This is a genomic window from Microbacterium marinilacus (assembly GCF_019753765.1).
Taxonomy (GTDB): Bacteria; Actinomycetota; Actinomycetes; order Actinomycetales; family Microbacteriaceae; genus Microbacterium; species Microbacterium marinilacus.
Genome location: NZ_JAIJZW010000006.1, coordinates 127,637 through 145,241, shown reverse-complemented (window position 1 = coordinate 145,241; position 17,605 = coordinate 127,637). Strand labels below are relative to the sequence as shown.

Below are 17,605 nucleotides of genomic sequence, written 5' to 3'. Positions count from 1 at the left end.
GTCAGCTGCGCTGCTTACTTGGCGGCGGCCTTGAGCTTCGAGCCCGCGGTCACCTTGACGCGCTTGCCGGCCGGGATCTTGATCTCGGCGCCGGTCTGCGGGTTGCGGCCCGTGCGAGCGGCCGTCTCGACCTGCTCGAAGGCGATCCAGCCGGGGATCGAGACCTTCGCGCCCTTGGCGACGGACTCGGAAACCGTGGTGAACAGGGCGTCGAGAACGCCGGAGACGGCGGCCTGGCTCTGACCGGTGGCGCTGGCGATGCTCGCGACGAGCTCGGTCTTGGTGATGGACTTGTCGGCCATGTCATCCTCCAGCGGCGTCCGGGGACGCCGCAACGTGATCAATGGACCGGCGACGGATTGTCACCGGGCGGTCGTTCGACCGCGCCTCGAATGTATCAACGAGGCCCGGAAATCCGCGGATTCTCGCGGTTCTTCGGGCGATTCGCCCGGCGTGTCGCCCCCGGATGTGACGAATGTGACGGATGTGACGCGATTTCAGGCGTCATGGAGGGTGCGGAGAGCGGCGACCACGTCGGCGTGCCAGCGGCGCGCGGAGGCCAGGACACCGGTGAAGATGGCCGTGTCATGCGTCACGCCGAGGTACTGCACCGCGGTCGCGTCGACCCCCGCCTCGTGCAGCGCCGCGGCGTACGCGGCCCCGTCGCCGCGCAGCGGGTCGTACTGCGCCGTCAGGATGACGGCGGGCGGCAGCTCCGCGAGCGACTCCGCCCGCACCGGCGACGCATAGGCGTGGCGGGCGTCGGCTCGGCGCCCCAGGTAGGTGCTCGCGACGGAGCGCAGCTCTCGCACCATGATCAGGCTCGGGATCCCCAGCCCCCGCGTCGCGCCGAGATCGATGTGGCGGCCGGTGAGGTCGACGACGGGCACCTCGAGCAGCTGCAGCCGAAGGGGCAGCCGCCCGCGGTCGCGGTTCATCAGCGCCACCGCGGCCGCGATGTTGCCACCAGCCGACATGCCCGCGACCCCCACCCGCGCGGCATCGAGACCGAGCTCGTCGGCGTGGGCGAACAGCCACTCGAGCGCCGCGTGCCCCTGCTCGACGGGTGTCGGGAAGCGGTGCTCGGGCGCGAGCGCATAGTCGACCGCGACCATCGCCACCCCCGCGTCCGCCGCTCGTCGACGGTTGGCGGCGTCGGTCGTCGGGTAGTCGATCCCGCCGATCCGGAACGCGCCGCCGAAGAAGGTCAGGGTCGCGGGGACGGGGGCTTCCGGCCGCCCGCCGACCGTCGGGTAGTAGACGCGCACGCGCACGTCCGGGTGCCCGGGGACCGGGACGACGCGCTCGATCGTGTGGACGTCCGGGCCCGGAGTGCCGACCTTCCCCAGTTCGGCGCGGTCCCACGACAGGGCGATCCGGCGATGCTCGGCCCGCCTGGTGCTCGGTCGCGGACGGTCGGCCTCCGCCTTGCTGCGGACCTCCACCCGCGCGGCGGCGCGGGCACGTCCCTTCTCGGCGGCCGGCGCGGACCTGACGGCCGCCTCCTCGGCGGGGCGCATGAACCACGGCCAGCCGAAGCGACGCTTCAGCCCCTCCAGCGCCTGGGCGATCATGTGCCTGCGCTGGCGCTGCAGGCGGTCGGCGAAGAACGGGTCGAGCGGCATGGTCCCGATCCTAGGGACGCCCGGGGCGCCGCCCGGGCGCGTCGCGCATCCGCCCGGCCCCGTCGGCCCCCGGAGATCTGCAGCGATCAGGAGCCGATCACGAGAAAGGCCCCTGATCCGTGCAGATCTCCGGAACGGTGGACACCGGTGGGATGCCGTGTTGCCGTGGGACGCGCCTCGGCACCTCCACTGCCGGCGGCCCGCTGCCGTCAGCGCGCCTCCGGCGCGGGGCGCCGCGCGAGCAGCAGGATCGCCGCCGCGCCGACCACGAGCAGCGCGGCCGTGGACGAGTACAGGGCGACGTTCGTCCAGCCCGCCTCGAGCAGCGCCCCCGCGGCGATCGGAGCGAGGATGGCGCCCGCACGGCCCACGCCGAGGGCGGCGCCCACGCCGGTCGCCCGCACGTCGGTGCCGTAGCGGGTGGGGGCGACGGTGTAGAGGCCCGCGATGCAGCCGTTGACCAGCAGGCCGACGACCACACCGAGCCCGAACGCCAGCGCCAGCACCGCCGTGGACAGCACGAACACGACGATGGCGGCGGCGCTCAGCAGCAGGAAGACGAGCAGCAGGCGCTCGCGCGGGAGACGCGCTGCCAGGGCGCCGTAGAGAACCGACCCCACGGCCCCGCCGATCGCGAGCGCCATGCCGACCACGACGCCCTGATCGACGGTCATCCCCGCCTCGACCATGAGCCGCGGCGTCCAGGAGTTGACGAAGTAGAACGCGAACATCACCGTGAAGAACGACGCCCACAGCAGCAGCGTGGACGCCAGCACCTCGCGGCTCAGCAGGCCGCCGAGACCGGGGCGGGCGGACGCGGGCTTCTCGCCGGCGACGGCGGCCGCCGGCTCGGCGCGCTCGGGGTCGAACCCGACCAGCCGGGCGATGCGACGCAGCGCGGCACCGGCCCGGCGCCCGCCGCGCAGCCGGAGGAAGTGCACGGACTCGGGCAGCACGAACAGGAGCGCGGCGAGCAGCACCGTGCTCGCGACCGCGCCGGCGAGGAAGACGCCCCGCCAGCCGAGCCCCTCCTGCAGGCCGACAGCGGCGATGCCGCCGAGGGTGGCGCCCACGCCGTAGCCGGCCGTGTAGATGCCGATCGCGAGGCCGCGCCAGCGCCGTGAGGAGAACTCGGCCGTGATCACCGTGATGCTGGTGAGGATGCCGCCCACGCCGAGGCCGGTGAGCACGCGCCAGACGCCGAGCTGCACGACGTCCTGCGCCGTCGCCGCCAGGTACATGCCGGCGGTGGCGAGGGCGACCGAGCCGAGCACCGTGATCCGCCGACCGATGACGTCGGCCACGCGCCCGATCAGCACGGACCCGAGCGCCATGCCGACCAGCGTGGCGCTGATGACCACGCCGAGCACCGTGCCCGAGAGCCCGAACTCCTGCTCGACGCGCGCCGAGACGAAGGACATCGCGGCGACGTCGAAGCCGTCGAGCGCGTTGAGCAGCACCGCCGCGGCCACGATCGCCCATTGGTACGGGGACATCGGGGCCTGTTCGAGGTGGTCGCGCAGGTCGAGCGCGGGAGCCGTGGAGTCGGTCTTCGTCATCGTTGCAGCCTTCATCGGTCACTCGGAGGAGCGCGTCATCGCGCAGAGCGTCAGCATATACCTATGTACATAGCCTCTTGTCATAGGTACCAGCCCGGCGTGGCATGACGAGAGGGGCGGGGATCCGAAGATCCCCGCCCCTCTCGGTGCGATGTCTCGGCTCAGCAGCCGGACGATGCCTCTCGACGTCTCGCTGTCACCAGCTCGACTTGGTCACGCCGGGCAGCTCGCCGCGGTGCGCCATGTCACGGAAACGGACACGCGAGATGCCGAACTTCGTGAGGACACCGCGCGGGCGGCCGTCGATGACGTCGCGCGAGCGGACGCGGATCGGCGACGCGTTGCGCGGCAGCTTCTGCAGGCCCACCCGGGCCTCCTCGCGCTGCTCGTCGGTCGAGTTCGGGTCGATGAGCTGCTTCTTGAGGGTCGCGCGCTTCTCGGCGTAGCGGGCGACGATCTCCTTGCGCTGCTCGTTGCGAGCGATCTTGCTCTTCTTGGCCATGATTAACGCTCCTCGCGGAAGTCGACGTGCTTGCGGACCACCGGGTCGTACTTCTTCAGCACGAGGCGGTCGGGGGTGTTGCGGCGGTTCTTCTTGGTCACGTAGGTGTAACCGGTGCCCGCCGTCGAGCGCAGCTTGATGATCGGACGGATGTCCTGTGCCTTCTTGGCCATTAGAGCTTCACACCCTTCGCGATCAGGTCCTTGACGACCGACTCGATGCCACGGGCGTCGATGACCTTGATGCCCTTGGCCGACACGTTCAGCGTGATCTTCCGACCGAGCGAGGGAACGTAGTAGGTCTTCTTCTGCACGTTCGGGTCGAAGCGACGCTTCGTCCGACGGTGCGAGTGCGAGATGTTGTGACCGAAGCCGGGAACGGCACCGGTCACCTGGCACACAGCAGCCATGATGATTCTCCTTCAATACCGTGGAGCCGGACGGCCCCACCCAAGGTCTCTTGTCTGCACACGCCCCACCCGACCCTTGCGGGCTGTGTTCGGGAGAGGATGTACGAACTGCGCACAGGAGTGCACGCAGACAATCGCCCAGACTAGCACACCCAAGGGGACCTACCGAACGGGCACGGAGCCCGGATCGCGGTCAGGTGACCCCAGGATCACGCTCCGCGTCCGGGACGGAACGGCGAGACCGTCGGGTCGCCGGGGATCCAGAAGCGCCAGGGGTACGCGGACGTCCCCGCGATCCCCGCGACGCCGACCCTCGGCCCGGTGGAGATCTCGGCCAGCGGCACGTCGAGCAGGCTGAGGCGCGCGGTCGCGCCCGCGCGCGGAGCGCCGTCGATCGCGTCGATGCCGTCGTGCACCGGGTGCCGCAGCCCGACGGCATCGCCGAGCCGGCCCGGCCCTCGCGCGAGGTCGCGGTCGGTGCGGGCGACGCCCCTGGCCTCACGTCTCCGGCGCGCGACGTCGGCGCCGTCCACGATCTCTCCCGCGCGCAGCAGGATGCCGTCGCCGCGGCCGACCGGGCCGCACACCACGTTCACGCACGAGTGGATGCCGTGACTGAGGTACACGTACAGGTGTCCCGCCTCGCCCCACATCGTGGCGTTGCGCATGGTCGGTCCCATGCGGGCGTGCGAGCCCGGATCGGGCACGTCCCCCGATCCGCGGCCGTGATAGGCCTCGACCTCGGTGATCCGCACCGAGACCATGCCGTCCGGCAGGGCGGTCTCGAGCAGACCGCCGAGCAGCCGGGGCGCGACCTCCACGGCGAGCCCCGCGAGGTCGTCGCGTCGCGCAGGGCGGGAGGCGCTCCGACCGGCCCGACCGGCTGCGCCGAACGGGCCCGAGGTCACCACGGGCCCGTCGTGCACCAGCTGATGTCGAACCCGCTGAGCACGGAGACGGTCTCGGCGGTGTCGAGGTCGACGATGTGGGTCTCGAGGCGGCCCGGCAGCGGCTGCGTGCCGACGTCGTACGCGTTGGAGATGATGTCGGGGGCGACCAGCGCCGCCACGTACCGCCCACTGGGCGACACGCACGCCTGCAGCATCGCGTCCTCCGACCCCACCTGGAACAGCGTCCGCGACGATCCGTCGTCGGCGACGTGCACCAGCAGCTGCGACTCGGGCCGGCTCTCGTCGAGCATCCGCTGATACACGCGGACGGTCCCGCCGCGCTCGGGCGGGACCGGCGACACGGCGCCCAGCAGCCCGAAGTCCTCGTCGGGCTCGACCAGCGCCGTCTCCTCGCCCGTGGTCAGGTCGAGCTGCACGATGTCCGTCTCCGTGCCCTCGGAGATGCGCTCCACGGTCGCGGTGTAGTCCCCACGGTTGATCGCGTCGATCGTGAGCGCCGTGCCGAGCATGGTCGGGTCGGCGTCGCTCTCGGGATCGGTGAGCACGAGCCGCCCCTCGAAGTCGATCAGCAGCAGCGAGGACGCGTCGGGCACGAACCGCCAGCGATCGACGCTCACCGTCTCGCCGCCCACCTCGATGGGCCGGGGGTCGGCGGACGGATCGGCGAGCTCCGCCGTGAACAGCACGCTCGCGTAGCCGTCGCCCTGCGGGTCGGAGTAGGTGAAGCCGGCGAGGTCGCCGCGTTGCGACACCTGCAGCCCCTGCACGATGCCGTCGCCCGGCAGACGGACCTCCGACTCGCCGCCGCCGGCCCGGTCCATCACGTGCAGCGAGGAGACGCCGTCGTCGACGGTCGCGACGACCAGCCGGGTCGAGGTCGCCCGGAAGTCGTCGATCGACGGGTGCGTGTACACCGGCACCGCCTCCCGGCCGTGCAGCGCGGTGCGGAAGATCGTGTCGTCGCCGTCGGGGTCGCGCTGCAGCACGAAGACCTCGGCCGCCGGCGTGCGGAACGTGGTCTGCAGGTCGGTGACCGGGCCGCCGCCCACGGCCTGCGCCCCCGCGACCGTCACGGTGTACTCGGTGTCGTCGTCGAGGGGGACGGTGAAGCGCACGCCGACGCTGCGCCCGGAGGCGTCGACGGTGAAGGGGGCCGACGGGCTGACGGTGACCTGGGACGGGTCGATGCCGGCGAGCGCCTGGTTGGCGGTGAGGATCACCCGCGAACCCGACACCTCGGTCGCCGACGACGGGTCGGCCTGCACGCCCGACAGGCGGGGCCCTTGCGCCAGGCTCACCGCGGCCCCCGCGCCGCCCAGCACCGCGAGGGCGCCGAGCACCGTCGCCAGAGTCAGCGCGAAGCGCCGGGCGGCGGCGCGGCGGCGCGCACGCCGATCGCGGCCGCGGGTCTCAGTACTCATACGGGTCGTCCGGGGCGGGGATGGAGGAGATGTCCCGCGGCTCCACGACCAGGGCCCCCGACGCGTCCGTCGTGACCACGCCGTCGACGCGGATCCAGCCGCCCACCTCGAGGTCGTCCTGCCAGGCGGGCGAGACCACGGGGACCGATGCGGGCTGGGCGTCGATCACGCAGTGCGTGATCACCAGGCGCCCCAGGCGCAGCAGCTCGGCGTTCGCCTCGTCGGGCGTCACGAAGCCGGTCAGGCTGACGTGGGTGCCCTCGAACGCGTCCGGGCTGGTGGCGGTGTGGAACACCGAGGCCCAGTCCCCCACGCCGAACTCGCTCGTGTCGGCGGCGGCGAGCATCACCTCGTCGGCGCCCGCGAACAGCGGCGGCGATCCGGTGTCGCGGGACATCGCAAGGTCGACCGACAGCGATGCCGGCGGCAGCAGGAGCGCGGCCACGGCGACCGCCGACGCCGCGACGCCGCCGGTCGCCGTCGCGACCGCGCCGAGGGTCACACCGCGGACCGCAGCGGGGCGGGGCCGCGAGGCTCCGTCCGACGCGCCGCCCGCCTCACGGGGCGCGCGGGACGGCACGGCGGCTTCCCCGTCCGCGCCGTGGTCGTGGCCGTGGTCCGACTCGGCGCCCGCCGGCAGCACGAACGACAGCACCGCGCCGACCAGCGCGAGCACGGCCATCCCGACCGCGAACCAGGTCTGATCGGGATTGATGTAGAGCGCGAGCCGATCCGTCACGGCCAGCCCGAGCGTCACCACGGCGAGCACGGCCGCCAGGCCCGCGCCGAGCCAGCGGGTGCCGGCGGACTCCCATGCGCTACGCAACGAGGTTCACCCCGATCCCGATCGCGAAGGCGGCCAGCAGGACGATCGCGACGATGCCGGCCAGCGTGCGGGTCGTGAACGTGGTGCGCATCAGCGCCAGCATCTTCACGTCGATCAGCGGGCCGACCAGCAGGAACACGACGATCGACCCGGGCGAGAACGTCGACGCGAACGACAGCGCGAAGAACGCGTCCACGTTCGAGCAGATCGCCACGGTGATGGCGAGCGCCGTCATCGCGACGATCGACAGCACCGGGTTGGAGCCGATCGCCAGCAGGGCGTCGCGCGGGATCACCACCTGCACGGCGCCCGCCACCGCCGAACCGAGCACCAGGGCGGGCATCACGGCGCGCAGCTCGACCACGAACTGCGCGAGGCTGCGGCGCCCGCGCCCGCCGGTCTCGTGGGCGACGACCTCGCACGTGTCGAGGAACCGCCCGGTCAGCAGGGAGACGGGGTCGGGGTGGCGGCTGTAGATCCAGCCGATCAGGTTCGCGATCACCCATCCGCCCACGATCCGGGCGACGAGGATGCCGCCGTCCCACCCGAACGCGGCGTGCGTCGTGATGATCACGATCGGGTTGACGATCGGCGCGGCGATCAGGAAGGTCAGCGTCTCGGCGGGCGAGATGCCGCGCATCAGCAGTCCGCGCGCGAAGGGCACGTTGCCGCACTCGCAGACGGGGATCAGCATGCCGAGCAGAGACAGGACCGCCCGCCGCGCCCATGCCCGGCGCGGCATGAACCGCTCGATCACACCCGCCGGCAGCCAGACCTGGACCGCGATCGAGAGCAGCACGCCGAGCATCACGAACGGCAGCGACTCGATGAGCACGCTGAGCGACAGCGTCAGACCGTCCTGCAGCCGCGTCGGGAGCGCCTGCGGGAACAGCGCCGGGGCGAACGCGTCGAGGAGCGCCAGCACACCCACCGCGACGAGGCCGATCACGAGTGCGGCGACGAGACGACCCCGTCCGCGCTGCGGCGTCGGCGAGCCGCCGCCCACGGCCGAGGCGACCGGGGACGCGGCGTCCCGAGGCGGGGCGGCGCTCATCGCGCGGGCGTCAGGACTGCTTCGCCGCACACGACTCGCACAGGCCGAAGATGTCCACCACGTGCTCGGCGTCGCGGAAGCCGTGCCGTGCGGCGGTCTCTCGCGCCCACTGCTCGACGGCCGTCGCCTCGATCTCGATCGTGAGGCCGCACGAGCGGCAGATCAGGTGGTGGTGATGACCCGTCATCGAGCACGCCCGGTAGAGCGCCTCGCCCTCGGGGCTCTGCAGGGAGTCGGCCTCGCCCGACGCCGCCAGGCCGGCGAGCGCGCGGTAGACCGTCGCCAGGCCGATGCCCGTGTTGTCGTCGCGCAGCGCCGCGTGCAGGCTCTGCGCGCTCACGAAGCCGCGTGCGCCGGCGAGCGCGTCGCGCACCCGCTCGCGCTGCCACGTGTTCCGCTGGGTCACCATGGCACCGAGTCTAGGCCGCCACCGCGCGGGATTCCTGGGTGGCGACGGCGAGACGCAGCGCGCGATCGCGACGCCACGCCACGAGGCGGCAGACGACGTAGATGCCGAACGAGATCGTCGTGATGTACGGGCTGACCGGCAGCGTCCCGGCGATCGCGAGCAGGATGCCGCCCACCGCCGACACGAAGCCGAACGCCGCTGCCAGCAGCGGCACGGCGAGCGGCCCGTGGCTGACGCGCATGGCCGCCGCCGCGGGCGTGACGAGCAGCGCCAACACCAGCAGGGCTCCGATGATGTGCACCGCGACGGCGACGATCAGGCCCATCAGCAGCATGAACACCAGGCTCACGGCCGCGGTCGGCACCCCTCGCGCGGCGGCGGACTGCCCGTCCAGCGAGTCGAACCGCAGGGGGTTCCAGACCACCAGCAGCCCGATCAGGACGACCACCGAGATCCCGATCAGCCAACCGAGGTCGGGGCTCGAGACCGACACGATCTGCCCGGTCAGCAGGCTGAACCGGTTGGCGCTGCGCCCCTCGTACAGCGACAGGAACAGGATGCCGAGGCCCAGGCCGAACGGCATCAGCACGCCCACGATCGAGTTGCGGTCGCGAGCGCGCGATCCCAGCACCCCGATGAGCGCGGCCGCCGCGACGGCGCCGACGAGCGATCCCATCACCACGCTGCCGCCGAAGAGGAGCGCTGCGGCGGCGCCGGCGAACGACAGCTCGCTCACGCCGTGCACGGCGAACGCCATGTCGCGCTGCATGATGAACACGCCGATGAGCCCGCCGACGATGCCGAGCACCGCGCCCGCGATCACCGAGTTGGCGACCAGCTGCAGCAGCGCGCCGTAGTCCTCGAACGAGAAGACGTCGCCCCAGTCGAGCGCGGGGACGGCCATCCCGGGCACGGAGAGGGCGGGGACGCTCACGCGACGCCCGCCTCGGTCTCGACCGCCGGCACGTCGCAGTGGTCGTCCGCGTCCGGGATGCCGACCACCACGAGGCGTCCGCCCGCGCGCAGCACGTGGACCGGGGCACCGTAGAGATCCGTCAGCACGTCCGATCGCAGCACCTCGTCGGCGGTGCCGAGCGTGAAGCGCCCGCCCGCGATGTAGAGGATGCGATCCACGCGGTCCAGGATCGGGTTCACGTCGTGCGTGACGAACAGCACGGCCGCCGAGCGCTCGCGTCGCTCCCGGTCGATGATCGACGTCACCGCCTGCTGGTTGGCCAGGTCGAGGCTCGACAGCGGCTCGTCGCACAGCAGCAGGGCGGGCGCGTCCGCCAGCGCCTGCGCGACGCGCAGCCGCTGCTGCTCGCCGCCGCTGAGCAGCCCGACGGGCCGGTCGGCGTAGCCGGCCGCCCCGACTCCGTCGAGCAGCGCGTCGACGCGCGCACGGTCGCCGCGGCGCGGCACGGGGAGCCCGAAGCGGGGGCCCTGGATGCCGAGCGCCACCAGGTCGCGGGCCCGCAGGCTCGTGCCGGCGGGCAGCGGACGCTGCTGCGGGATGTACCCGATGCGGCGGTCCCCTCGACGCGCCGGCGCGCCGCCCACGCGGATGCTCCCCGCGCTCAGGTCCTGCAGGCCGAGGATCGCCCGCATCAGCGTGGTCTTGCCCGAGCCGCTCGGTCCGAGCACGGCGATGAACTCGCCCGGGCGGACGGTGAGGTCGAGGCCGGACCAGAGCTCGCGGCCCCGCAGGCGGAGCGCGGCGCCCGAGATCTCGAGCACGGGCGCGGCGGTCGTCATGGCATCCAGTCTAGTGATAATCATTCTCGGGCGGCTGAGAGCCCGGTCCAGCCACCGAATCGGAGATCTGCACGGATTCGGACCGGCTCGTCCGATTCCGTCCTACGGCGCGGACATCTCCGACGCGGCGGCGGAAGCGCCGCGCGCTCAGCCGGCGAGCGCGGACTCGAGCGCGTCGACGTTCGCGGTCATCCAGTCGACGTAGGTCTCGTCGCCCGCGAGCAGCTCGCCGAGCTCGACGACCGGCACCCCCTGGGCCTCGGCCGTCTCGACGATGCGGTCGGTCTCCGCGCCGCCGGTCTGCGAGTTGGCGAGCACCACGGCGACGTCGCCGGACTCCACGACCTCGATCGCGGCGAGCAGCGTCGCGGGTGCGACGTCCTGACCCTCCTCGACCGACTCCGCGAACCCGTCGGGCGTGACGTCCTCGAGGCCGGCAGACGACGCCAGGTAGCCGCCGATGGGCTCGGTGAGGAACACGCCCTCGCCGCCGTGCGACCCGCCCACGGCCTCGAGACGGCTCTCGAGCTCGCCCAGCTCGGCGATCAGCGCGTCACGGTTCGCCTCGAGCGTCGCCGCGTCGACGAGGTCGGGCAGCTCGTGCTCGATCTCCTCCGCGATCGCCTCGACGAAGTGCGTCATGGCGTGCACGTCGTACCAGACGTGCTCGTTGAAGCCCTCGATGTGGTCGTGCCCCTCGTGGCCCTCCTCGTCGGAGTGCTCGTGGTCGTGCTCCTCCTCCGCCTCGGCGTCCTCGTCTGCGTGCTCGTCGTCCGCGTGCTCGTCCGCGTGCTCCTCGGCGCCGGGGAAGTCGTGCGAGTACTCGACGGCGCTGAGGACGACCGCGTCGTCGCCGGTCAGCTCCTCCATGAAGGGGTCGTACCCCCCGCCGTTCTGCAGCACGAGGGTCGCGCCCTCGACCGTCAGCCGGTCGCGGGCGCTGGCCTCGTACGCGTGCGGGTCCTGCGTCGCGTCGTCGATCACCGCGGCGACCTCGACGTCGTCCCCGACGAGCGCCTGGGCGAGCGAGGCGTAGACGTTGGTCGAGGCGACGATCGGAGCGGCCCCGTCCGAGGTCGCGTCACCCGAGCTCTCGGCGGGCGACGCGCAGCCGGCCAGGACGACGGCCGACAGGGCGAGGACGGACACGGGAAGCGCGCGGCGAGACATCATGCGGACAGCATACCCGCAAATGAGAATCGTTATCGCCTGGTCGAAACGACCCCGTCTGCGTCCGACGGGCCCGCCGGTCAGTCCAGCAGCAGCGCGGGCTCCTCGAGGACCGAGGCGACGTCCGCGAGGAAGCGGCTGATGCCGTCGCCGTCGATCACCCGGTGGTCGAAGGACCCGGAGACCGTCGTGACCCAGCGCGGGCGCACCTCTCCGTCGACGACCCACGGCTTCTGCCGGATCGCGCCCATCGCGACGATCGCCGACTCGCCCGGATTGATGATCGGCGTGCCCGCGTCCATGCCGAACACGCCGATGTTCGTGATCGTGATCGTTCCGCCCTGCTGGTCCGCCGGCGTGGTCTTGCCCTCGCGGGCCGTGAGCGTGAGCTTCTCGAGCGCCCGCGCGAGGTCGCGCATGCTGAGGTCCTGCGCGTCCTTGATGTTCGGCACGAGCAGCCCGCGCGGGGTGGCGGCGGCGATGCCCAGGTTGACGTAGTGGCGCACGTGGATCTTCGCGCCGTCCTCGCCGTCGATCCACGCGGAGTTGATCATCGGGGTGCGACGCACGGCCCAGAGGACGGCGCGGGCGACGATGAGCAGCGGCGAGATCTTCACGTCGGCGAAGTCGGGCGACGCCTTGAGCCGCTTCACGAACTCCATGGTCCGGGTCGCGTCGACGTCGGTCCACACCGACACGTGCGGAGCGGTCTGCGCCGAGCCGACCATCGCGCGCGCGGTCGCCTTGCGCACGCCCTTGACCGGGATCGCCTCGACCCGCGAATCGGCCGCAGGCGGCGCCGCGGGCGCGGGGCTCACGGGGATCTCCTCCTCGCGGACCGCCGGCCGCTCGGGCGTCGAGATGTTGCGGAAGACGCTGGCCTGCTCGGCCTGCTTGACGACGTCCTCGCGGGTCACCTCGCCCGCGGGTCCGGACGGCCGCACCTCGGACAGCTCGACGCCCAGGTCGCGCGCGAGCTTGCGGATCGGCGGCTTGGCGATCACGCCCACCGCCGAGGCGACGGGCTTCTCCGGCTTCTTGCGCCGACGCGTCTGCGCCTCCCCCACCGAGCCGTATCCCACCAGCACGGATCCGCCGCCCTCGCCCTCGGCGTGCTGGCCCGGACCCGTCGGCTCGTGCGCGTCCTTCGCCGCGGCGGCGTCGGCGTCGGCCGCGGCCACGGTGATGATCGGCGCGCCGACGTCGACCGTGTCGCCCTCGGCGACGAGCAGCTCGCCGACCGTGCCCGCGAACGGCGAGGGCAGCTCGACGAGCGACTTGGCGGTCTCGATCTCGGCGATCACGTCGTCGACGGCGATCGTGTCACCGGGCGCCACGTGCCACGACACGAGCTCGGCCTCGGTGAGCCCCTCGCCGACGTCGGGGAGATGGAAGGTCTGCATCGGAAGATCCTTACGTCTGTCGTCTTCTGCCGGAAAGTCCTGCCCTCGCTCAGTAGGCGAGAGCCCTGTCCACGGCCTCGAGCACCCGGTCGGCGTCGGGCAGGTACACGCCCTCGAGCTTCGCGGGCGGGAAGGGGACGTCGAAGCCCGACACGCGCAGCACCGGCGCCTCGAGCGAGTAGAACGCCCGCTCGGCGACCGTGGCGGCGATCTCGCTGCCGACGCTCGCGTGCCCCGGCGCCTCCTGGGCGACGACGACGCGCCCCGTGGAGCGTGCCGAGTCGAGGATGGGGCCGTAGTCGACGGGCGACAGCGACCGCAGGTCGACGACCTCGCAGCTGGTCCCCTCGGCCTCGGCGAGCACGGCCGCCTGCAGCAGCGTGGTGACCATGGCGCCGTGGCCGACGAGCGTCACGTCCGTGCCCCGGCGGACGACGCGGCTGGCATGCAGCGGCAGCGCCCGGTCGGACAGGTCGACCTCGCCCTTCGGCCAGTAGCGCGACTTCGGCTCCATGAAGATCACGGGGTCTTTCGACGCGATCGCGTCCTGGATCATCCAGTACGCGTCGTTCGGCGTCGACGGGCTGACCACGCGCAGGCCGGGGGTGTGCGCGAAGTACGCCTCCGGGCTCTCCTGGTGGTGCTCGACGGCGCCGATGTGCCCGCCGTAGGGGATCCGGATCACGACGGGCAGCGACAGCGCACCCTCGTGCCGGTTCGTCAGCTTCGCCAGCTGCGTGGTGATCTGGTCGAAGGCCGGGAAGACGAAGCCGTCGAACTGGATCTCGACCACGGGCCGGAAGCCGGTCATCGCCAGGCCGATCGCGGTGCCGACGATGCCCGACTCGGCGAGCGGCGTGTCGAGCACCCGACGCTCGCCGAACTCGGCCTGCAGTCCCTCGGTCACGCGGAACACCCCGCCGAGACGGCCGATGTCCTCGCCCATCAGCAGCACGCGGTCGCTGTCGGCCATCGCCTTGCGCAGCCCCGCGTTGAGCGCCTTGCCGAACGTCATCGTCTGCAGGTCGCTCATGCGCCGCCCTCCTCGAACGAGGCCTCGTAGTCGGCCAGCCACTGCCGCTGCTCGTCGAGGAGCGGATGCGGCTCGGAGTACACGTTCGCGAACATCGAGTCGCGCGAGGGCGCCTCGAGCTGGGTCGTGCGGGTGCGCGCGTCGGCCGCCACGTCCGCGGCCTCGGCCTCGACGTCGGCGAAGAACGCGCTCGATGCGCCGCGGGCCTCGAGGTACGCGCGCATGCGGGCGATCGGGTCGCGCGCGATCCACGACTGCTCCTCGTCGCTCGTGCGGTACTTCGTCGGGTCGTCGCTGGTGGTGTGCGCCCCCATGCGGTACGTCACCGCCTCGATCGCGCGGGGACCATGACCGGCGCGCGCCTCGTCGAGCGCGAGCCTCGTCACGGCGTAGCTGGCGAGGACGTCGTTGCCGTCCACCCGGATCGCCTCCATGCCGTAGCCCGGCGCGCGGCCCGCGAGCGGCACGCGCGACTGGGTCGCCACCGGCACCGAGATGGCCCAGTGGTTGTTCTGCAGGAAGAACACCTGGGGCGTGCGGTAGCTCGCGGCGAACACCATCGCCTCGTGCACGTCACCCTGGCTCGAGGCCCCGTCCCCGTAGTAGACGATGACGGCCTCGTCGCTGTCGGCGTCGCCCGTCGCGTGCCGCCCGTCGAACGCGATGCCCATCGCGTAGCCGGTGGCGTGCAGCGTCTGCGATCCGAGCACCAGCGTGTAGAGGTGCGTGTTGCCGTTCTTCGGGTCGGTCGGGTCCCACCCGCCGTGGCTGGTGCCGCGCATCAGCTTGATGATGTCGACCGGGTCGACGCCGCGGATGGTCGCGACCACGTGCTCGCGATACGACGGGAACAGGTGGTCCTGCGCACGCGCGGCGCGGGCCGAGCCGACCTGCGCGGCCTCCTGCCCCTGGGACGGCGGCCACAGCGCGAGCTGTCCCTGGCGCTGCAGCAGCGTCGCCTGCCGGTCGAACGCGCGGATCACCGCCATGTCGCGATAGAACTGCTCGAGCTCGGCATCGCCCAGCGCCTCGACGAGCGGCAGGTACCGCTCGGCCGACGCCGAGGGGGAGATGGCACCGTCGGCCGACAGGATACGGACGGTGCGGTCGATCTCAGGTTCTTGGGGAGAAGCGCCTGGGGAAGTCACCGTCCCACGCTATCCGCGTCTCGGCCTCACACCGACGGAAGACTCGGGACAACGGATCGAGCGATCCCTAGGACCTTCTCCACAGACTCATGCTCGCCGATCGATATGCGCACGCCTTCGGGGAACGGTCGCACGATGATCCCGGCGGCGTCGAAGGCCTCCGCCACCGACGTCGAGTCGACGTGCGGCGACGCCGGCAGCCAGACGAAGTTGCCCTGCGCGTCCGGCACGTCCCAGCCGATCTCGCGCAGTCCCGCGACGAGCGTGGTGCGCCGGGCGACGATCTCGTCCACGCGCTCGTCGAGCTCGGCCTGGTGGGCGAGGCTCGCCACCGCGGCCGCCACCGCCGACGCGGTGACCGACAGCGGGGTCACCGTGCTGCGGCCGCCGTCGAGCACGCGCGGGTGGCCGATCGCGTAGCCGACGCGGAGCGCCGCGAGGCCGTACGCCTTCGAGAACGTGCGGAGGACCACCACGTTGGGGTGGGCCTCGTACACCCGGTCGGCGAGACCGTTCACGGGGGCCGCCGTGCCCGTCGCGGTGCTGCGGACGAACTCGGCGTACGCCTCGTCGAGCAGGATCAGCACGTCCGCCGGCACCTTCGCGACGAAGTCGGCGAACTCCGCCCTCGTGATGACGGGACCGGTGGGGTTGTTGGGCGTGCACAGCAGGACGACCCGGGTGCGGGGCGTGACCGCCGCGGCCATCGCGTCGAGGTCGTGGCGTCCGTCCGGGAGGCCGGGAACCTGCACCCCGCTCGCGCCGGCGACGAGCACCAGGCTCGGGTAGGCCTCGAAGGAGCGCCACGAGTACACGACCTCGTCGCCGACCGTGGCGGCCGCCTGGATGAACGCCTGCAGCAGGGACACGCTGCCCGCACCGATGAGCACGGCCTCGGGCGAGACGCCGTGCCTCGCGCCCAGCGCCTCGCGCAGGCTCGCGGCGGTCGCGTCCGGATAGCGGTTGAAGTCGACCGCGGCCCGCGCCGCCTCGACGACGCCCGGCAGCGGCTCGAACGGGTTCTCGTTGCTCGAGAGCTTGTAGCCGTCCGGATCGGCGGGGCGCCCCTGCCGATACGGCGGAAGGGCGGCGATCTCGGGACGGATGCGCGGCAGGACCGGCTCGGCGGACGTCATGGCCGTCAGTCTACGGACGTCGCCGGTCCCTTCCCGAGACAAACCGGGCGCTCATCGGCCGGGGAGGCCGAGATGGGCCGCGAGGGTGCTGCCGGTGTAGGAGGCGCGAGCCAGGCCGAGGTCGACCAGCCGCGGCATGAGGTCCTCGCCGAACAGCCGCAGCGACCCCCACGATCCGCCGGGCAGCGCGATGAAGCCGTCGAGGGCGCCCGCGCCGGCCCAGTCGGCGATCTCCCGGGCCGCCTCGGCCGGCGTGCCGACGATCGACCAGTGCGACGCCCCTCGCCCGCCGCCCGCCGTGGAGCGCGACCCCGCGGCCAGCTCCCGCGCGGCGGCGGCGGTGCGCGCCAGGAACAGGCTGACCCCGGGCAGCACCCGCAGGTCGCCGGGCCGCCGTCCCGCTCGCACGGCACGCGCGTGCAGATCCGCGCGCTGCGAGACCGCCGACGCCACGTCGGGGGCCATCGCGAACACCGCGTCGGCCGTGCGGGCGGCGAGCTCACGGCCCGCCTCGGAGCCGCCCGCCTGCAGGATCGGCGGCGGCCCGGCGGGATGCTGCGGCAGCGTGTTCATGCCCGCCACCGCGAGCTGACCGCCTCGGTGGGCCACCGGCCGCAGCAGCGCGGCGTCCACGTAGCGGCCCGTCGTCCGGTCGGCCAGGACGGCCTCGGCCGGGTACGAGCGCCACAGCCGACGGACGAGGTCGATCGCCTCGTGCGCGCGGGCGTACCGCGCCGCCGAGTCCGACCCGGCGGCGCCCGCGCCGGGGACGCCGTCGTCCGGGGCGGTCCCGTGCAGCGCGTCGCCGTCCAGCGAGGTGACGACGTTCCAGCCGGCCCGCCCCGCGCTGAGCTGGTGGAGCGACTGCACCTGGCGGGCGATCTGGAAGGGCGGGACGAACGTCGTCGACACCGTCGTGACGAGCCCGATCCGCTCGGTCTCCGCCGCGAGCGCCGCCATCAGCACCGTGGGGTCGGGGCTGCCGAAGCCCGGCCAGCTGGACAGCGCCTCCCGGTCCAGCACGAGCGCGTCGGGCTTGAGCAGGAAGTCGACGTGCGCCGCCTCGGCGATCCGCGCGGCCTCGACGAAGAATCCACCGGAGTAGAGCTGCTCGACGCGGCTGTCGGCGCGACGCCAGCCGTCGCCGCGGAGCCACGTCGGGGACAGCGACAGGCCGATCCGCAGCGTCACGGCCGGCGTCCCCGGCGGACGGGGCGACGAGCGCGGCCCGCGAGCCGGCGACC

19 protein-coding genes are annotated in these 17,605 nt (G+C 72.8%); all 19 read right to left on the bottom strand.

The window, feature by feature from the left end; all coding sequences use genetic code 11:
• Nucleotides 1–14: 14 nt before the first annotated feature.
• Complete coding sequence (locus K5S26_RS11635; RefSeq protein WP_221858146.1) at nt 15–302, bottom strand: HU family DNA-binding protein; 288 nt, start codon at nt 300–302, stop codon at nt 15–17.
• Between the two features lie 195 nt (nt 303–497).
• A complete protein-coding gene (locus K5S26_RS11630; RefSeq protein WP_221858145.1) occupies nt 498–1,625 on the bottom strand; it encodes an alpha/beta hydrolase in 1,128 nt (375 codons plus the stop codon).
• Between the two features lie 209 nt (nt 1,626–1,834).
• Nucleotides 1,835–3,184, bottom strand: a complete 1,350-nt coding sequence (locus tag K5S26_RS11625; RefSeq protein WP_221858144.1) for an MFS transporter — start codon at nt 3,182–3,184, stop codon at nt 1,835–1,837.
• 196 nt (nt 3,185–3,380) lie between these two features.
• Nucleotides 3,381–3,686, bottom strand: a complete 306-nt coding sequence (gene rpsN / locus K5S26_RS11620) for a 30S ribosomal protein S14 (RefSeq protein WP_221858143.1) — start codon at nt 3,684–3,686, stop codon at nt 3,381–3,383.
• A 2-nt stretch (nt 3,687–3,688) separates the two neighbouring features.
• The gene (gene rpmG / locus K5S26_RS11615; protein WP_055987916.1) at nt 3,689–3,859 is read right to left on the bottom strand and encodes a 50S ribosomal protein L33; all 171 of its coding nucleotides are present in this window, start codon (nt 3,857–3,859) and stop codon (nt 3,689–3,691) included.
• Nucleotides 3,859–4,095, bottom strand: coding sequence for a 50S ribosomal protein L28 (gene rpmB, locus K5S26_RS11610; RefSeq protein ID WP_005051771.1), 237 nt, complete (start codon nt 4,093–4,095; stop codon nt 3,859–3,861). Before rpmB ends, rpmG begins: the two co-directional genes overlap by 1 nt.
• A 209-nt stretch (nt 4,096–4,304) precedes the next feature.
• Nucleotides 4,305–5,003 (bottom strand): DNA-3-methyladenine glycosylase, encoded by a 699-nt coding sequence (locus K5S26_RS11605; RefSeq protein ID WP_221858142.1) that lies wholly within the window; start codon nt 5,001–5,003, stop codon nt 4,305–4,307.
• Nucleotides 5,000–6,427: a hypothetical protein gene (locus K5S26_RS11600; protein WP_221858141.1), complete on the bottom strand. Its 1,428-nt coding sequence runs from the start codon at nt 6,425–6,427 to the stop codon at nt 5,000–5,002. The genes K5S26_RS11605 and K5S26_RS11600 overlap by 4 nt, the downstream gene beginning before the upstream one ends.
• On the bottom strand, nt 6,417–7,253 hold the full coding sequence (locus K5S26_RS11595; RefSeq protein ID WP_221858140.1) for a TIGR03943 family putative permease subunit: 837 nt from the start codon (nt 7,251–7,253) through the stop codon (nt 6,417–6,419). The genes K5S26_RS11600 and K5S26_RS11595 overlap by 11 nt, the downstream gene beginning before the upstream one ends.
• Nucleotides 7,246–8,307, bottom strand: a complete 1,062-nt coding sequence (locus tag K5S26_RS11590; protein WP_221858139.1) for a permease — start codon at nt 8,305–8,307, stop codon at nt 7,246–7,248. Before K5S26_RS11590 ends, K5S26_RS11595 begins: the two co-directional genes overlap by 8 nt.
• 10 nt (nt 8,308–8,317) lie before the next feature.
• Nucleotides 8,318–8,713 (bottom strand): Fur family transcriptional regulator, encoded by a 396-nt coding sequence (locus K5S26_RS11585; protein ID WP_221858476.1) that lies wholly within the window; start codon nt 8,711–8,713, stop codon nt 8,318–8,320.
• A 13-nt stretch (nt 8,714–8,726) separates the two neighbouring features.
• Nucleotides 8,727–9,620, bottom strand: a complete 894-nt coding sequence (locus tag K5S26_RS11580) for a metal ABC transporter permease (RefSeq protein WP_221858474.1) — start codon at nt 9,618–9,620, stop codon at nt 8,727–8,729.
• A gap of 26 nt (nt 9,621–9,646) precedes the next feature.
• Nucleotides 9,647–10,471: a metal ABC transporter ATP-binding protein gene (locus K5S26_RS11575; protein WP_221858138.1), complete on the bottom strand. Its 825-nt coding sequence runs from the start codon at nt 10,469–10,471 to the stop codon at nt 9,647–9,649.
• Nucleotides 10,472–10,618: 147 nt separating this feature from the next.
• Nucleotides 10,619–11,644, bottom strand: a complete 1,026-nt coding sequence (locus K5S26_RS11570; protein WP_246603908.1) for a metal ABC transporter solute-binding protein, Zn/Mn family — start codon at nt 11,642–11,644, stop codon at nt 10,619–10,621.
• 77 nt (nt 11,645–11,721) lie between these two features.
• On the bottom strand, nt 11,722–13,044 hold the full coding sequence (locus K5S26_RS11565) for a dihydrolipoamide acetyltransferase family protein (RefSeq protein WP_221858137.1): 1,323 nt from the start codon (nt 13,042–13,044) through the stop codon (nt 11,722–11,724).
• Nucleotides 13,045–13,093: 49 nt separating this feature from the next.
• Nucleotides 13,094–14,077, bottom strand: a complete 984-nt coding sequence (locus tag K5S26_RS11560; RefSeq protein ID WP_221858136.1) for an alpha-ketoacid dehydrogenase subunit beta — start codon at nt 14,075–14,077, stop codon at nt 13,094–13,096.
• The gene (locus tag K5S26_RS11555) at nt 14,074–15,225 is read right to left on the bottom strand and encodes a thiamine pyrophosphate-dependent dehydrogenase E1 component subunit alpha (RefSeq protein WP_308122929.1); all 1,152 of its coding nucleotides are present in this window, start codon (nt 15,223–15,225) and stop codon (nt 14,074–14,076) included. Before K5S26_RS11555 ends, K5S26_RS11560 begins: the two co-directional genes overlap by 4 nt.
• 26 nt (nt 15,226–15,251) lie before the next feature.
• Entirely contained in the window at nt 15,252–16,361 is a 1,110-nt protein-coding gene (locus tag K5S26_RS11550) for a histidinol-phosphate transaminase (RefSeq protein ID WP_221858135.1), read from the bottom strand.
• A 51-nt stretch (nt 16,362–16,412) separates the two neighbouring features.
• Complete coding sequence (locus tag K5S26_RS11545; RefSeq protein WP_221858134.1) at nt 16,413–17,552, bottom strand: LLM class flavin-dependent oxidoreductase; 1,140 nt, start codon at nt 17,550–17,552, stop codon at nt 16,413–16,415.
• Between the last annotated feature and the right edge of the window lie 53 nt (nt 17,553–17,605).